Source organism: Runella sp. R5_40, from assembly GCF_057652295.1.
This window is the reverse complement of record NZ_JBYFCH010000009.1, coordinates 152,337-170,983: the sequence shown is the minus strand read 5'-3', so window position 1 is coordinate 170,983 and position 18,647 is coordinate 152,337. Positions and strand designations below refer to the sequence as shown.

The 18,647-nt window shown below is 44.8% G+C and carries 10 protein-coding genes; 9 read left to right on the top strand and 1 reads right to left on the bottom strand.

What is annotated here, in order from left to right:
- The first annotated feature begins 300 nt into the window (after positions 1-300).
- The 7 genes from AC23N5_RS17465 (at position 301) to AC23N5_RS17435 (ending at position 8,630) form a co-directional block, all read left to right on the top strand.
- On the top strand, positions 301-1,839 hold the full coding sequence (locus AC23N5_RS17465) for a maltokinase N-terminal cap-like domain-containing protein (RefSeq protein ID WP_487756574.1): 1,539 nt from the start codon (positions 301-303) through the stop codon (positions 1,837-1,839).
- A 127-nt stretch (positions 1,840-1,966) separates the two neighbouring features.
- Complete coding sequence (locus tag AC23N5_RS17460; protein WP_122931509.1) at positions 1,967-2,542, top strand: D-sedoheptulose-7-phosphate isomerase; 576 nt, start codon at positions 1,967-1,969, stop codon at positions 2,540-2,542.
- 39 nt (positions 2,543-2,581) lie between these two features.
- Entirely contained in the window at positions 2,582-3,853 is a 1,272-nt protein-coding gene (locus AC23N5_RS17455) for an AAA family ATPase (RefSeq protein ID WP_487756573.1), read from the top strand.
- A complete protein-coding gene (locus AC23N5_RS17450) occupies positions 3,850-4,689 on the top strand; it encodes an HNH endonuclease family protein (protein ID WP_487756572.1) in 840 nt (279 codons plus the stop codon). The genes AC23N5_RS17455 and AC23N5_RS17450 overlap by 4 nt, the downstream gene beginning before the upstream one ends.
- Before the next feature lie 44 nt (positions 4,690-4,733).
- Positions 4,734-5,480, top strand: coding sequence for a 3-oxoacyl-[acyl-carrier-protein] reductase (fabG, locus tag AC23N5_RS17445; protein WP_028526963.1), 747 nt, complete (start codon positions 4,734-4,736; stop codon positions 5,478-5,480).
- 148 nt (positions 5,481-5,628) lie between these two features.
- Positions 5,629-7,713 (top strand): vWA domain-containing protein, encoded by a 2,085-nt coding sequence (locus AC23N5_RS17440; protein ID WP_487756571.1) that lies wholly within the window; start codon positions 5,629-5,631, stop codon positions 7,711-7,713.
- Between the two features lie 8 nt (positions 7,714-7,721).
- Positions 7,722-8,630: a DUF2279 domain-containing protein gene (locus tag AC23N5_RS17435; protein ID WP_487756570.1), complete on the top strand. Its 909-nt coding sequence runs from the start codon at positions 7,722-7,724 to the stop codon at positions 8,628-8,630.
- Positions 8,631-8,655: 25 nt separating this feature from the next.
- Here AC23N5_RS17435 and AC23N5_RS17430 read toward each other — a convergent pair whose 3' ends face one another.
- Entirely contained in the window at positions 8,656-9,237 is a 582-nt protein-coding gene (locus AC23N5_RS17430; protein ID WP_487756569.1) for a helix-turn-helix transcriptional regulator, read from the bottom strand.
- A gap of 305 nt (positions 9,238-9,542) precedes the next feature.
- Here AC23N5_RS17430 and AC23N5_RS17425 point away from each other — a divergent pair, with 305 nt between their 5' ends.
- Both AC23N5_RS17425 and AC23N5_RS17420 read left to right on the top strand, forming a co-directional pair.
- On the top strand, positions 9,543-10,229 hold the full coding sequence (locus AC23N5_RS17425; RefSeq protein ID WP_487756568.1) for a LytR/AlgR family response regulator transcription factor: 687 nt from the start codon (positions 9,543-9,545) through the stop codon (positions 10,227-10,229).
- Positions 10,230-10,895: 666 nt separating this feature from the next.
- Positions 10,896-18,626, top strand: a complete 7,731-nt coding sequence (locus AC23N5_RS17420; RefSeq protein ID WP_487756567.1) for an SdrD B-like domain-containing protein — start codon at positions 10,896-10,898, stop codon at positions 18,624-18,626.
- Positions 18,627-18,647: the final 21 nt, after the last annotated feature.

Sequence of the window (18,647 nt, the reverse complement as noted above, 5' to 3'; positions counted from 1 at the left end):
AACAATGCTTTTAACGACGCTTTGAGGGGCATTTGCTAGTTTTGTGCCATGAAAACGCCGAAAAAAATGGCGCATATCGGGTGATTTGGGCGATTGGTTTTTTGCAGAACTTTGACCCGAGATTTCAAAATAGATATTCATTTTAAAATTCTCATACGATTTAGTTTAGGTTAAGAACGATAGCCGTAGGACCCTGTCCTACGGCTATTTATATTTGGTAGTTTCTACTTTACTCCCTACTACTTGTATATTTACCTTTTGAAACAGCATACCACTGTTTTTCAAAACACTTAACCGAAGATGATACATTTGACTACTACTCAAATCGAACACCTCGAAACTCAGGTGTTTCCTACTTATTTTAATACTTGTCGGTGGTTTGCGGGAAAAGCCCGCCCTCAAAAAGGATTTCAAATTCTTCATACTTTACCCGTAGGAGATGCCGTAATCTTGATAGTGGAGGCGACCTACCACGATGGAGCACCCGAGCTATACCAGTTGCCCTTGGCGAAAGTGGAGTTAGAGATGGAAGTTCCCGCCAAGGGAGTGATTGAAAAAACAGATACCTCACAATGGATTGATGCAATTTACGACGCGGGTTTTAGGCATCAATTATATACGTCTATATATGGTCAACTTGCGCTTTCGACCGACGACGGGCAGTTGCAAGCGACCAAAGGCAGAGGGCTGGCGGAGGCAGACGCGCCAGAGGTGATTGACAGCCGCGTATTGCCCGTTGATTCGAGTAACTCGGCGATGTTGTTTGGCGGGAAATACTTTATGAAATTGTACCGAAAACTTTTTGACCAAACCAACCCCGAGGTGGAAATGGTCAGTTTTTTGACCCAACACTCTGATTTTAGCAACATTCCAGCCTACGCGGGAAGTATTACGTGGCAACGAGCAGGGCAGCCCGACGTAACGCTGGGCATGATGCAACAAGCCATTCGGGCCGAAAAAGACAACTGGGCACTAACGGGCGATTTTCTCAATGACTTTATGTACGGCGTCCCGTCGGGAATGTTTGGTATTAACGAAAGTGTGTTTGAGCAAGTGGCGTTGTTGGGTAAACGCACGGGCGAAATGCACCTTGGTTTGTTTGCCCCTAGCGCAGAAGAAGCCTTTGCCCCTGAAAAATTTGACGATTTTTACCGTAGTTTTTTACTAAAACGCCTTACCGACCTCCTCGACCGTAGGTATGCGTTGTTGATTGAAAATTACGACAAACTCGATGAACCGACGCAACGTTTGGCGTGGATTTTTATGGAAGCGCGGGAGTTGATTGATGATTTTGCCAACGAAATGCTAACGCGGCCGTTGGATTCGCTGCGGATTCGGATTCACGGCGATTACCATTTGGGACAAGTGCTGACCGACAAGGGCGATTTTATTGTGATTGATTTTGAGGGCGAACCCGAAGCCACCATTGCCGAACGAAAAATAAAACATAGTCCCCTCAAAGACGTAGCGGGGATGATTCGCAGCTACCACTATGCCGTGAGTGCCAAGCTGTTTGAAAGTGCCGAAACCAAGGGCATTTCGTCCGAAAAGCTTCAAATCGTTTCCGACCGTTGGTACAAACTCATGCGCGATACCTACATGGATGCCTATTTGGAAGCCTTTGGTTGGCCGCATCCGTTGTTTAAAAGTCAGAACGAAATCAACTTTTTATTGCTGTTTTTCTTACTCGAAAAAGCCGTTTATGAACTCGGATACGAAATCAGCTACCGTCCTTCGTGGGTGAACATTCCGTTGCGCGGGATTGTTGAAGTCATCCGTGAAATCGAGAAGTTAAAAGAGCCAACGGTAAGGATTAGTCGATTGGGGATGCAATCCTAGGGTAAGTTTTGTATTTTTGTCGCGTTCATTGATGGCCCATTCTTTGCGGTAGGGGTGTATAGTGGTTAGTCTAAAAATCATTGTATCACCTTTGAACCGAGTTTTTCGGGCACAACCATTTACTTTAATGTCTAAAATTCAATCCATCGTACAGGCTTCCATTGATACAAAAAATCGCGTTTTAGCCGACGAAACTTTACTCAATACCGTAGCAGAAGTAGCTGCCGCGATGACCGAAGCCTTCAAAGCGGGTAAAAAAGTACTTTTTTGCGGAAACGGCGGAAGTGCTGCCGATGCCCAACACCTAGCGGCCGAATTTAGCGGCCGTTTTTATTACGACCGTCCACCTTTGTATTCGGAGGCATTGCACGTCAATTCATCCTACGTAACGGCGGTCGGAAACGACTACAGCTACGATGTCATCTATTCTCGGATGATTGAGGCAATGGGCAAAGAAGGCGATGTGTTGGTCGGGATTTCAACTTCAGGAAATTCGCCCAACGTCGTCAAAGCCCTCGAAGCGGCCAATAAACTCGGCATGATTACCGTCGGTATGACGGGCGAAACGGGAGGAAAGATGAAAGAAGTAAGTAATTTTTTGATTAATATTCCTTCCAAAGATACCCCTCGTATTCAGGAGTGCCATATCTTACTAGGGCATATCCTGTGCCAATTGGTGGAGGAGAATGTGTTTCCTAAGTAAGTTAAACATCACTAAAAACAGCAACTTAGCAGTAAACTTATGTACATCAAGCAGGTTAAAATTCAAAATATTCGCTCAATTGAATCATTTGAGATGATATTTGAGCAGCCTGCGGGTTGGCATGTGATTATTGGAGACAACGGGGCTGGAAAGTCGAGTGTAGTGAGAGCAATTGCATTGGCGTTAGTTGGTCCTAAAGAAGTACTAGGTTTACGGGCTGACTGGCGAGAATGGCTAAATCGAAATTCAAATGAGGGAAAAATTGCCCTTGCCATCGAATCAAGCAGTGAAGACAAGCATACAGGAAAACAGAGAAAGCTTAAAAATGAACAAATTCCGAACATTTTAGAGCTAAGACGTACCAATGGTTTGGTTGAATTGCGAGAATCAAAAGACCTAAAACCTGATCCTTTTAAATATAACTGGGGGCAGGGGAATGGTTGGTTTTCAGTGGCTTATGGTCCTTTTCGAAGATTTGCGGGTGGAAATCCTGAATGGTCGAAAGTATTTTACTCACAGCCAAAACTTGGGGCTCACTTGTCAGTTTTCGGAGAAGATGTTGCTCTAACTGAGGCATTGGATTGGCTCGTAAAACTTAACTATCAGGTATTAGAACAAAAGGAAGAGGGAGATATTATAGATGACATCAAAAAGCTGGTCAACTCCCCTAGTTTTTTGCCTCATAATGCTACCATTGAGAGTATTAGCTCCGAAGGGGTTGTATTTAAAGATGGTTATGGGACAACCGTACATGTCAATCAAATGAGTGATGGATATCGTTCTATTTTGAGCCTAACGTTTGAATTGATTCGTCAACTGATACGTATCTATGGGGCAAATACTGTCTTTAAAACCATCCGAAAAGGTACAATGGTCATCGATTTACCTGGCGTGGTTTTAATCGATGAGGTGGACGCCCACTTACACCCTACTTGGCAAACCAAAATTGGACAATGGTTTACCCAGTATTTTCCTAACATTCAGTTTATTGTTACAACGCATAGCCCTCTGATTTGTAGGGCAGCGGAAAAAGGTACTATTTGGCGCTTGGCTGCGCCAAATAGTACTGTTCCATCAGGATTGGTTGATGGCATTCCCCGCGAACGGCTTATTTTTGGCAACGTATTAGATGCATACAGTACGGAGGTTTTTGGGAAATCGGTCACTATTTCGACCGAAGCCAATGATAAACGGACTCGCTTGGGCGAGCTAAATATTAAATCGTTGTTAGGCTCGCTGTCAAAAAACGAAGAAAGTGAATTGATAGAGCTTAAAAAGATTTTTCCTACGGAAAAAGCATTGGAAGGATGATTAAGCTACCTCAAAATATTGCCCCTTCACAGTCAGTTTTGGATGATTTGAAGTCTTTTCAGGAAATCATAGATAAGCTGGGAACATTTTCTGAGCGAAGCGCCAAGGCGAAAGAACTTTTTCCAAAAAAAAATACCAAAACGAATGCGACTTTTAAGGAAGTTAAGAAAAAACTTACCGAAATGTGCAACAGCACTCGCCGTTGTGTGTATTGTGAAGACTCACTTGGAGATGAAGTAGAGCATATCTATCCAAAAGATTTGTTTCCTGAAAAATGCTTTGATTGGGGAAACTATGTATATGCTTGTGGCCCTTGCAATGGGCCTAAAAACAATAAATTTGCGATTTTTAAACAAGAAGATGGTAGTTTTGCCGTCGTAAATCCTCCAAAAGGTCAATCAGCAACGCAGCCGCCAGTTGGAGCGGCCGCACTGATAAATCCTAGAACTGAAGACCCGCTTCAATTTGCAATACTGGACTTGTCGGGGACATTTAAGTTTTTTCCGTTACCTACCTTGTCGGCAAATGACAAGAAAAAAATGGAGTATAGTTACGAGGAAATGCTAAGGTTAAATCATGAAGAACGGGAGCCTCTTCGGCAAGCACGTGAGAACGCGTTTAGTATGTACAAAGCACGAATAGCAGAGTATGTTCAAAAGAAAAAGAGTAATGCTGCTTTAACGTTATTAGAAAAATTGAAAGATGGTATTTTAAAAGAAAGCCATCCAACCGTTTGGAAGGAAATGCAACGATACTATAAAATGGGCTTATTGGCCAAAGTAGATAGTGAATTAAAACAATACTTTGACGAAGCTCCCGAAGCATTAATATGGTAAATGGATGGTCTTTAAGCTATAATTTTATTCAAAACTGATTATACATGTCTCTTTTACAAAACAAAGTCGCTATCGTAACGGGGGCTTCTCGTGGAATCGGGAAAGCCATTGCCACTCGCTTTGCCCAAGAGGGGGCTCAAGTGGCCTTTACGTATTTGTCGAGCGTCGAAAAAGGCCAAGCCTTAGAAGAAGAACTCAAACAATTTGGAACAAAAGTAAAGGGGTATCGCTCAGATGCTTCTGATTTTAAATCGGCCGAAGACCTTGTCGCGCAAGTTGTGGCAGATTTCGGCACGGTTGATGTGGTAGTTAATAACGCAGGTATTACCCGCGATGGCTTGTTGATGCGCATGACCGAAGAACAATGGGACGAGGTAATTCGCGTTAACTTAAAGTCAATCTTTAACTTGACCAAAGCCGTTACTAAAGTGATGATGAAAGCCCGCAGTGGGTCAATTATCAACATTACATCGGTGGTAGGTTTGACAGGAAACGCTGGCCAAGCCAACTATGCGGCTTCTAAAGCGGGAATGATTGGTTTCACAAAATCAGTGGCCAAAGAACTTGGTTCACGCAATATTCGTTGCAATGCTGTGGCGCCAGGGTTTATCGAAACCGAAATGACGGGCGAACTCAACGAAAAAGCCATCGAAGAATGGAAACAGGGAATCCCGTTGAAACGCGGTGGCGCTCCCGAAGAAGTAGCCGACTGTATCGTGTTTTTGGCCTCTGATATGTCGAAATACATCACAGGGCAGGTGTTACAAGTGGACGGTGGAATGGTGATGTAAAACATAGATTCAACTTCCCGAAAGCTTCAAGCTTTTCGGGAAGTTTTTATCCCAAGCCTTTTTCTGTAACAAATAAAAATAAGGTAGGTTATTGAATAAAAGCGGGTAGCTGATTTAAAATGGACAATAAATAACCGATAATTCTCTAATGTTTGCAGCCGAGATTATTTTTCAGACACCATATTGGTACGTAGGATTGTGTTTGTTGGCAGGGGCAGCCTATGCTTTTTTTCTTTACCAACCCAAACCCATTTGGAGTAAAACAACCAACTACGCGCTTGCCTTTTTTCGGGGAGCGCTGGTGAGTATCATCGCTTTTTTACTGCTTAATCCGCTGTTGAGAAGTGTCCAAACTTTCAGCGATAAGTCGAAGGTGGTACTGGCGATTGACAACTCCGAATCGGTAGCAAGCTATGGAAAAAAAGCCCTTGAAGCCCTCGAAAACCTTCGTGAAGCCCTCGCCGATGAAGGAATAGATGTGGCCGTTCAAACCTTAAATTCCGAAAATTACCAAGAAGAGTTGTCGAAAGTGGCTTTTAATCAGCCTACTACCAATCTCGCTGACATGCTGGGAGGAGCAAAGAGTAATTACGAAGGTCGTAACTTGACCGATGTGGTACTGCTCACCGATGGCATTAGCAACCAAGGACTTGCACCCACTTTTACCAATTATCCATTCCGAATTCATAGCGTAGGCGTAGGGGATACCTTGCCCAAACGCGACATTAGTATCAAGAACATTGCGGCCAATAAAATTGCCTACTTGGGAAATCAATTCCCAATTAACGCTGATATTGTCGCCAGTGGTTTTCAAGGACAGACCGTCACCGTGACCCTCCGACAAGGAAGCTCAACGCTGAGTAGTCAACGCGTGACTTTTAACCAGAAGGATGATTTTAAACAAATCTCTTTTCAAGCAACTTCGGCCGTCAAGGGGCTTCAACATTATGTCATTGAGGTGGAGGCGCTGAAAGGAGAGTTTACAACCCGAAACAACCGCCGCGATGTCTATCTCGACATCATTGACGGCAAAGAAAAAGTGCTCGTATTGGCCTTGGCCACGCACCCAGACATTAAAGCGATTCGGACCATTTTAGAGAAAAACCTCAACTACGAGGTGGATGTCAAAGTGTTTGGCGTCAACCCGTCGGCTGAAACTTACCCCGACAAAAAATACGACCTCATTATTTTGCACCAACTGCCCGATTTGTTCAACATCGGGGGAGATATCATTCAGCGTTATTTACAACGCGATAATACGCCTCTTTTCTTCATTTTAGGCTCGCAAGCCAATACTGCCAAGGCCAGTCAGCTCAATTCGGCCGTGACGGTGATGGCAAACCCAGGCCAAATTGATAAAGTTTCGGGACGGTTTAACCCTAACTTTAACCTCTTAAACCTGGATCCTGAAAAACTCCGTATTTTGGAAAAAATGCCTCCGTTGACGGTTCCTTTTGGGGAATATCGCTTATCGCCAGGGAGTGAAGTGGTGTTGTATCAAAACGTAGGCAATCTCAAAACTACAAAGCCGCTGTTGGTGCTGAACACGGGCGGCGCTCGCAAGTCGGCGGTACTGGCAGGGGAGGGGATTTGGCAATGGCGAATGGAAGAGTACGCTTTGACCGAAAAACAAGAAGCCGTGGATGAACTGCTTCAAAAAGTGATTCAGTTGATTTCGGTCAAAGAAGACAAACGCAAGTTTCGGGTCTATCCGTTGGCGAATGAATACAACGTAGGCGACAAAGTGACGTTTGAAACCGAAGTATATAACGACATTTACGAAAAAACGTACGGACAAAGCATTCGCCTTGAGATCACGGACGAACGCGGAAAAACCAAGCCTTATACCTACACCAACGCCGAAGGAAGTTCGCGTTTTGAGTTGAGTGGTCTTGGTCAAGGGGTGTATCAATACAAAGCAACGACCAGTTTGCAAAACAAAATAGAATCAGTGACAGGGCAATTTATTGTGCGTGATTTGGCACTTGAAACCCTCAACCTGACGGCTGATTATGGAATGCTACGGGCACTTTCCCAACAAACAGGCGGGCAGTTTGTGAAGGCCGACCAAATCGAACAATTGAAAGACTATTTGCTCAAAAACAAGGCCCCCGACCGCCTAGATAGTGCTGAAGATTTGTCCGAATTGATTCAGAACAAGTGGTTGTTTTTCTTGTTGTTGTTGTTGGCAACAGCCGAATGGGGAGTACGAAAGTACCAAGGAAGTTATTAACCATCATAATGCCTCAAATTAGACGACAGTTAGTAATTCTAGCATTGTGTATTTTCACGTTGGCGAGAGGATGCGCTTTTGCACAAAAAGACTCGCTGAACGTTAAACCCAATTACCGAGCTTTGCATTGGATAATGGCGGGAGAGAGCGCAGCTTACGTTGGGTCTATTTATGGCTTGAGCAAGGCGTGGTACAAGACCAATGATTTCAGTCATTTCCACGTAAGTGACGATGCGCACGAGTGGCAACAGCTCGACAAGGTAGGGCATTTCTTTACGGCGTATCAAATTTGTCGCCATACTGCGGCGCTTTATCAGCAAACCAATGTGAGCCGCAAGCAAGCTGCCTTGTACGGTGCGCTTTCGGGTTTTTTGTTTTTGACTCCTATCGAAATTTTGGACGGATTTCAGTACCCGACCTATGGTTTTTCCCCTTCCGACATGGTGGCCAACGTGCTGGGGCCGTCGTTGTACCTAGGTCAGTATGCACTTTGGAACGAAGAACGTATTGTTCCCAAATTTTCTTTTCACCCGACGTCACTTGCGAAGGTTCGCCCCGAACTACTCGGGCAAAATCTCAGTGAACAATGGCTGAAGGATTACAATGGACAAACGTACTGGTTTTCGTTCAATGTAGCTTCTTTTATACCAGCCTCTCGCTTTCCGAAGTGGCTGAGTGTGTCGTTTGGATACGGCATTCACGATATGGTAGGGGCAGAAATCGAAAAAAGTAGGATGTTAGGATATGACCCTTATCGGCAATACTACTTGTCGTTAGACATAGATTTTCGGCGTATTCCAACCCGTCGAAAAGGCGTAAAGGCATTATTCTTTCTGCTAAATACAGTGAAAATACCTGCTCCGACGTTGGAATACACACGAAAATATGGAGTCAAAGCCCATTGGCTATACTTCTAACAACGGCTTGTCAGAACGAGGTCCTCTAATAAATACTTAGTGCTTCTTGGTATTTTTTTGGTGTTACCCCAAAATGCTTCTGGAACATTTTATTAAACTTAATGGGATGAGAATACCCTACTCGTAGGGATACCTGTGCTCCCCTGACTCCTTTTCGCAATAATTCGGCGGCGTACTCCATTTTTCTATCAATATAGAATTGATAAAATGGTTTGCCATAAGCATCTTTAAAATGCGTTTTGAATACCGATACTTTAAAGTTTAAACGTTGGGCAACAACTTCTACATTTGGCTCTTCACCCGCCGATAAATAATAATCAATCATTCGTTCAATTTCCTTCTTTAGAGAAAAAAGACGCTTTACATGCCCTTCTTGCGATTTTGAGCTTACGCCCATCTCATAAGGTGGGTCTTCCATACTAGCTTGGTTTGTAGCATCATAGCTCGAAGGTGTAGGCACATTTACATCGTTAGGTTGGTGGCTCACAACAAAGGGTACCTTGGTTTGTAGAAGTAGTTCTACAACGTGTGGTAATTCTTCTTGCTTAATAAAAATGTTAACGTAGGGAGGAGCCACTTGATTGGAAATAGGGTCTATATGTATCATATTACTGGTAGGGTAAACGATTGTAAACTATACTGATTTCAAAAGTAAGAATTTTTTTAAAGCTAAAAAGGGACTACTTATTAAACGGTATTGAATGGGTATATTAGGTATTAAAACGGTTACGAAACTATACTTGTGTCAATTCTACACTTTTCTAATAGACATATTTTATATGCCTATTAAACATGTTGATATAAATCGAATATACCCTTTAAGCAAACGTTTGTAGATTTTCTTTAGGTATTTATTATAATAAGTAATTCTTTTGCCCAAGATTTCTGGTTTTTACCACTCTATTCTCACCTATGAATATTTTGTTTATCCAATCCAATCCGCTGGAAAACTCTCATTTTGAACTCCTGCTTTCTAATTTAGGCTACTCAATCGTTGGTAAAGTTGGCTCTTGTGATGAAGGACTTGATTTGATTGAAGTAAGTCACGTGGACTTAATTATTGCGACGATTTTTGAAGATGCAACGGCCCAAGACAAGGAATGCTTGGGATCGTTAGGGGCTTTCCAAATTCCGATTATATTAATCATCAATGAAGACGTGCCCCAAATCTATGAGAAGGTCGCCAATTTTACGCACGTATTTTATTTAGTGAAGCCCTTTCATACAAATACCTTGGAGAGCGCTATCCGAATCTTATCGCAACAAATCAGGCAAGAACCACAATTTATCAGGGGTACATCTCGCGGTGAAATTATTGCGATTAAAGACATTCTGTATATCGAGGTAGAACGTACCTACACCTTCATTCAGACCAAGACCAAGCGTTATGCGTTTAAAAAATCGCTGACGTTGTTGAAACAACATCTGCCTCTAGGCCGCTTTTTGCAAATACACCGTAGTTTTTTGGTTCAGAAAAAGTTCGTCAAAAAAATAGACTTTGAAAAGAGCCAAGTAGAGCTTGAGGAAGGGCATTTTCTCCCAATAAGTCGGCGCGCAAAACATGAATTGCAGTCGAAAAACCTCAATACTATTATTTAGTGGGATATAAGTCTATATACCAAATTTAGCTAGTAAACTTATCGGCTTTAGTCTGTTTATGCTTTTGTAGGTCAAAAGCTTGTTTTGTCCCTATTGGCAAATACCAAAATGGAAGTTATTTTTGGTATATTTAAGTAGCCTAAAGTCAAGTTGGGCAGGTGTTTTTTTTTGAGAAAAATAAAAATTAGTATATGTATTTATAGTGTTGGAATATTAAAATTTTATGAGTTATATATATTGGGATTTGATTCATGACTTTCTATTTAAAAGTATCCATTATAAATAAATAAACGTTATAATTATTTTGATAGTTTTATGTATTTATATGTCTTTTTGTTGAATTTATTTTTATTTATGTCTTTTAAAATCAAATAGTTGTGTAATTTTTAATATTTTTTTGTTAAATTGATTTTGAACAAAATTCCATGCAGGCATAACTTCAATGAGTATCTTATTTGTAAATTAATTTTAGGTTTTAGAGGGGCGTTTTTCTTGTCGGCATCATAATTGTAGCTGAGGTTTTTTTTCGCTTTTTTAGGTGTCTTCGCAAGTAATTTTATTTGATTCTTCCTTTGGTATCCTATAAGGAGCCGTATGTATCCGTTTTGGTTAATTGTGTACTTTTTGGGATGGTCTTTGATACATACTATTCCAAACATTTTACCCATGAAAAAGTACATCTACATTCCTTCTATTTATCCAAAAATCCGTAGGTTATTTTATCTGACATCCTTGCTACTGGGAACTGTCTTGTGTGCGAAGGCACAGGTAACGATTTCGTTGGATTACAAAGAGAAAAATGACTTGACCACCGTTCAATCGGGGGATAAGTACACGCTTCAATTAAATTATTCTGTTTCCAGTACCACAGGAAACGCCTCCAATGTAAAGGCCGTTATTAATTTGCCCGATAATATTTATACCGTGGGCGAATTTGTAGGAACTACCCACGCCCCAGTGGCGAACTTTGTGTTTACCAATACGGTAGGGGCCAAAAAACTGACGATAACCTTTATTAACCCAGTGCCATCGGGCTCGACGGGTGTATTGGAGTTTATTGTCAGAACCAACAACCTGACCACGCCCAATAATACCCAACTTTGCACAACCGCTGAGATAACCGATGGCAGTGGGGCTACTTCGGGCGCTAAAAATCATTGTATCAATGTGACGGCCGTCCCTCGGATTTGTGCCCTGAAAACATTGCTCAATGGTGGGGCTATCAACAACATCACCACGTATCGGATTCGGGTTTCTGCAAACGGAGGTTCTAACCCTCTGGTTACCCCCTTTGGAACTTTGCAGGCAACGAATATTACCGTAACCGATAATTTACCCGCCAATGCAGAGTTTATCAGTGCCAAAGTGTTTCACATTAACGGTACCCAAGTCGGGACAGGAACCTATTCCGCAGGGGTGGTTACTGCCACTATACCCAATTTGACCTTACGACAATATGGCAATGGCACGTGGGAAAGTTTTTACTTTAATTTAGATATTCAGGTGAAATTTAACTCACCTACTTTTAATGCATCCGATGTCGTGACCAATACTGCTACGGTTGATTACACTCCTTTTTCAGGGAGTGCGGCTGTGCTCAATAATGGCGACAATGTGGGAGGCAACTGTGTTTCTGATTTAATAGAGACAACGACATTAGCAAATCCTGTCACTGCTGCGGTATTGACCAAAGGTGGAAGTGGGAATTACTTTCCAGGCCAGCGATTTTCGTATGGGTGGAGTTTTACCAATACTGGAAACGTGCCTTTGGAAAATGTGGAAATCATCGAAACCATCCCCGCCAACGCTATCATAGACCAAGATGCGGAATACAATGGGGTACGGGTACTTGATTGGGAGGATATTCACCACATTGAGTACCAGACCAATGTGTCGGGAAGTACCTGGGTTGCATTGGGTGCTGGTGTAGGCGTTCCTGATCTTCCTTCGGGGACTTACTTTACAAAAATTAAGTTTGTTTTAACAAGTCCTTTCATGCCCAACGCTTCGATATTGTCGAGTAGCCAGATATTGCATTTTAAAGCAATAGGTGAGGTGACCGTTGCCGAAACAGTCACTAACTGCATGGAGTGGACAAGTACAACAGCAGGAATACCCAACCAAGCAGGACGAACGGTGTGTAATAGTTCGGTGACTTTACAACCACGGCCTACTACTTCCAGGGCTATATATAGTGTAGCCCATTCGTCGGATTGCGTGCAAGTCGCGGGAGGAACGGTGACTTTTTCTGGTACGTTAGTCGCAGATATCGGGTATTCAAACGGTCTAAATCCAGTCTGTGCTTTATTAATTCCTTCGGGCTCAATTTATGTGCCAGGTTCCGTAATTTTTGCTAATAATACTGGTATTACGCCGCCTACCTTAGAGATTATTCCTAATTATATAACAACGGGAGGGGTGCTACGAGATTTATATCGCTGGACATTCCCAAGCGGAACGGTAGTGCCTTACGGTGAACGATTTACTGTGCGTGTTTCCGTAAAGATTTCGCCAGCCCTTCCCCCTGGGCCTTATAATGCCGATTTTATTGCTACCTTCTCCAATGCTTCTGCGAATGCGCCAGACTACAACTTTGGTAATTTTACGGATACGAAGGATTGGGACTTGGACGGAAATACCACTGAGTTGGTAGGAAGGTCTAATACAAATCACGGGCAATGTGAAATCAATATTGCAGCTTCTGCGTCGATGGAATCCATCAAATGGGTCAAAGGGTTATGCGATGTTGCCTATTCTCGTTATCCTGCCTTTGGGCAAACGGTACCAGGTGGAGACGCAGACTATCGTCTCATCATCAAAAATACAGGTAACGTGGTGATGAAAGACATCAAAATCATTGATATTTTACCTTTTGTGGGCGATCGAGGCGTGATTGATCCCCAACCTCGCCAGAGTCAGTGGCGACCCAACTTGGCCAATCCAATTTCTGCGCCAGCAGGGGTAACAGTTTATTATACAACTGTTTCTAATCCTTGCCGCGATGAAGTAAAGCAACCCTCTGACCCTTCGCCTTTCCCAACGGGTTGTACACCTCCTAACTGGAGCGTGACGCCACCTTTGGATATTACGCAAGTTCAGGCGGTAAAAATTGATTTTGGTACAAAAACATTGATTGGCGGCGATTCGTTGGTGTTCAGCTGGCCGATGCGAGCGCCAGTAGATGCCCCTACCAATGACGAAATTGCGTGGAATTCTTTTGGGTTTGTCGCTACTCGTACCGACAATAATCAACCACTATTGGCTGCCGAGCCTATTAAAGTGGGGATTAAACTCAAACCCATTCAACCCGCGGTGTATGGTGATTATGTATGGATAGATACCAACAAAAATGGTATTCAGGACGACGGAGCAACGGGGGTCTCAGGCGTGCGCGTGGAACTTTATAAAGACAATGGCGATGGCATTTCAGATCCTACTACCGATCTATTTGTCGGCTTTACGGTGACTGATGGTGCGGGTAAATATTTGTTCTCTACCTTGCAACCTGGCGATTACTTTGCCAAGTTTTATCCGCCAGCAGGCTACGTAACCACCACCAGCAATCAGGGGGGGAATGATGCTTTAGACTCTGATGGTATCATTACGATTGTAACAACCTTAGATGCAGGCGAGGATGACCGTACATGGGATTTGGGTATTTATCAAGATACGAATTGTGATGTCAAAATCACGAATTATACACTCAGTCCATGCGTATGGACAGGTACTGCCAGTGAAGTAACAGCCAATGTGTTTGTAGCTTGGGCAAATGCGCCAAGTGGACAAAATATCAACGTTACCCTCAATGGTGTAACCAAAACCATTGACTTGACGACAGCGACCTCGCCCGCGTTGGTATCGTTTACGCTTCCTGCCAATAATACAGATTATGTACTTAATGCGGTGTTTAGTGGAACTAGCACTTGCAAGGATAGCAAGACCATACGCACACCTTTGCCGTGTCAGCCAGCCGTTTGTGTATTAAATATAGATGCAGTAAACGTAGGTGCTTGCAAAGATGACAAAGCACCATTGGATATAGTAGTGTCCTGGTCGGGTAATCCATCGGGCGAAAACATCGTTGTGACCGCGGGAGATTCAACCCGTATTATCAATGTTGCAGGAGGGGTACTATCGCCAGTGACGGTAAACTTCAATATGCCAAGCAATGGCCAAGTGGATGTTCCCATTAATGTAGGTTTTCAAACAACCACAGCTTGCAAAGACACCGATAAATTTACGCTTCCAAATTGTGTATGTATCAAACCAAATGCAGGAAATGATGTGAGCGTCTGTGCACCAGTCACGACAGCTAAACTAACGGCCATTACTACAGGCGGCACATGGGCACCGATTGGTAGTCCTGCCAACCCTGCTGCGGCGACCATTGATGCCAATGGCAACGTAACGGGCATGACTGTGGCAGGAACGTATCGTTTTGTGTATTCGGTCAGTGGCCCGAATTGTACGGATACGGCACAAGTAGTGGTGAATGCTAAGCCAACAATTGCCGACGGTAGTGCTTCAATTTGCGCAGGCGAGTCGGTGAATTTGACAACAAGAATCACGAACTATGCCACCTATTTGAGCCCAGTGTGGACAGTAGGCACAGCAGGCGGCACGGCGGTAACAACGCCCACTTCAGTAAAACCAACTGGCACAACGACCTATGTATTGGTTGCTCAAAACGCAGCTGGTTGTAAAGATACGGCGAATGTGGTAGTGACAGTGAATGCCAAACCAAATGCGGGTAAAGACACGACTTTAGCCTGTGTAAATGCAGCGACAAATACTTTGGCGACGAGCTACACCTTAGTGCCAAGTCCAGCAGGCGGCACATGGGCGCAGCTGGGCACGACTCCAACGACGGCGACGATTTCGGGCAACAACGTGACAGGCATGACGGTGACAGGCACGTACCAGTTCATTTACACGACAACGGCAGGTTGCAAGGACACGGTCGCGGTGACAGTAGCACCGTGCGCAGGTTGTGTGAAGCCAAATGCAGGTGCCGATGCGGCGAATGTGTGCCAACCGACAAGTACGGCGAAGTTGACGGCGGTAACGACAGGAGGCACGTGGGCACCAATCGGCAGCCCCGCCAACCCAAGCGCGGCGACGATAGATGTGAGTGGAAACATCAGCGGTTTGAACGCAGCGGGCACTTATAAGTTTGTGTATTCGGTAACAAGTGGTGGTCAAACGTGTACGGACACCGCGCAAGTGATTGTACTTGCCAAGCCAGTGATTGCTGATGGTTCTGCCACAATTTGTGCAGGAGAGTCAGTGGATTTGACAACGAAGATTACAAACTATGCTAGCTATTTGAGTCCAGTGTGGACAGTTGGTACAGCAGGCGGCACAGCAGTAGCAACGCCAAGTGCGGTGAAGCCAACTGGCACAACGACCTATGTATTGGTTGCTCAAAACGCAGCTGGTTGTAAAGATACGGCGAATGTGGTAGTGACGGTGAATGCCAAACCAAACGCAGGAAAAGACACGACGTTGGTGTGCGTGAATGCCGCGACGAATACGTTAGCAACAAGTATAACCTTGTCGCCAAGTCCAGCGGGTGGAACGTGGTCACAAATCGGAACGACTCCTGCTAGCGCGACGATTACGGGTAATAACGTAACGGGTATGAGTGTAGCAGGCACGTATCAGTTTATATACACGACGACCGCAGGTTGCAAAGACACGGTCGCAATAACAGTCGCACCATGCGCAGGTTGTGTAAAACCAAACGCAGGTCCTGATGCAGCCTCGGTATGCCAACCAACGAGTACGGCGAAACTGACAGCGGTGACGGCGGGGGGCACATGGGCACCAATTGGCAGTCCCGCCAACCCAAGCGCCGCGACGATAGACGCCAGTGGTAATATCAGTGGTTTGAATGCAGCAGGTACGTATAAGTTTGTCTATTCAATTACCTCAGGCGGTCAAACATGTACAGATACAGCGCAAGTGATTGTACTTGCCAAGCCAGTGATTGCCGATGGCAGCGCGACAATTTGTGCAGGCGAGTCGGTTGATTTGGCGTCGAAGATTACCAATTACAATACGTACTTGAGTCCAGTGTGGACGGTAGGTACAGCGAGTGGCACGGCAGTAGCAACGCCAAGTTCAGTGAAACCAACGGGCACAACGACTTACGTCTTGGTTGCTCAAAATGCAGCTGGTTGCAAAGACACGGCGAATGTGGTAGTGACAGTGAATGCCAAACCAAATGCGGGTAAAGACACGACGTTGGTGTGCGTGAATGCCGCGACGAATACGTTAGCAACAAGTATAACCTTGTCGCCAAGTCCAGCGGGTGGAACGTGGTCACAAATCGGAACGACTCCTGCTAGCGCGACGATTACGGGTAATAACGTAACGGGTATGACGGTAGCGGGAACGTATCAATTTAGTTACACCACGGCCGCAGGTTGCAAAGACACGATTGTAGTAACGGTAGCCCCATGTGCGGGTTGTGTGAAGCCAAATGCAGGTGCTGATGCGGCCTCGGTATGTCAACCGACGAGTACGGCGAAACTGACGGCAGTGACGGCAGGCGGCACATGGGCACCAATAGTTAGCCCCGCCAACCCAAGCGCAGCGACGATAGACGCCAGTGGTAATATCAGTGGTTTGAATGCAGCAGGTACGTATAAGTTTGTGTATTCAATTACCTCAGGCGGTCAAACATGTACAGATACAGCGCAAGTGATTGTACTTGCCAAGCCAGTGATTGCCGACGGTTCTGCGACAATTTGTGCAGGTGAGTCAGTGGATTTAACGTCGAAGATTACCAATTACAATACGTATTTGAGTCCAGTGTGGACAGTCGGCACAGCGGGCGGCACAGCAGTAGCAACGCCAAGTTCTGTAAAACCAACGGGTACGACGACCTACGTTTTGGTTGCTCAAAACGCCGCTGGTTGTAAGGACACAGCGAATGTAGTGGTGACGGTTAACCCCAAACCAAGCGCAGGCAAAGATACTACGTTGGTGTGCTCAAATGGCAATGTTCCAGCGAGCGTTCAACTATCAGCAACGCCGACGGGAGGAACATGGTCAGCGTTGACGGGTAACCCAACGGGCGCGACGGTGAACAGTGCTGGCTTGGTAAGTATCACCAACGCTACTGCCCAAGGCAAGTCATTTGATTTTGTGTATTTGGTAAATGGTTGTCAAGATACGGTGAAAGTGATTGTCCCAGTTTGTCAACAACCTTGTATCAAATCGTCGATTAGTTCAGCGGCCCCAGTATGTTCTAACGACGCCCAAACCTATAGCTTTACCTTCACTATCAATAATCAGTTAGGCATTGTGAAAGTGAGCAAAGGCACGTTGAGCGGCACGAATCCTTACACGGTATCAGGCATTCCATCGGGTCAGAATGTGATTATTACTGACAGTTTAAGCGCGGTTTGTAAGTCAGATACGATCATTGCGGGCGTGAATTGTAACTGTAACCCAGCGATGCCACAGTTGTTGACGCCAAGTTTGACGGCTTGTATCGGTGATACCTTCCCAACGTTGAAAGCGACGGTGGTAGGACTAGCGACGGTAGAATGGTTTAGCCAGCAAACGGGCGGAACGGTATTATCAACAGGCTTAAATTACAAACCAAGTGGCACAGTGACGGCGAACACGGTTTTCTACGCCCAAGCACGTAGCACAGACCCGACCTGTCCAACGGCAGTGAGCACAAGCCGTGTACCAGCGACGATTAATGCGCAAAGCTGTATCGATACAATTGACTTGGCGTTGAAGAAGTCGATTAATACAAAAATCGCACGCGTTGGTGATGTGTTGACTTACACGATAAAAGTGTGGAACGAATGGACCAAGAACGCGACGGGTGTAGAGGTTGTTGATAGTGTTGCGACGACGGTTCAATTTGTGAGCGGCAGCTTTGTGGCAAGTCGTGGTAGTGCGACAATCAGTGGCAATGTGATTAAGTGGAACATAGGCAACATCGCTGCGGGAGGCGATACGGTGACGTTACGCTACCAAGTGAAGGCAACGCAGGCGGGTATCCATTTGAACACGGCCGAAATCAGCAAGACCAACGAGAAAGACAGAGACAGCACACCAGGCAATGGCAAAGGTGGTGAAGACGACATCGACCAACAGTGCTTCACGGTGCCGTTTGACTTATGTCCAAATCAAAAACTGGAAGTGAGCCTGCCAGCTTATTTAACGAACGTACAGTGGTTCAAAAATGGAGGTACAACGTCGGTCGCGACGGGGAATGTGGTATTGTTCTCAGAAGTGGGAGTCTATACCTTCACAGCGACGAACCAGACGTGCCCAGCCAACGGCTGTTGTCCAGTCATCATCGAAGCGGGGACGAATTGCTGTCCTGTGGATATATGTGTGCCGTTTACGGTGAAGAAGAAGCGAAAATAAAAATAGAGTAAATAATAAAGG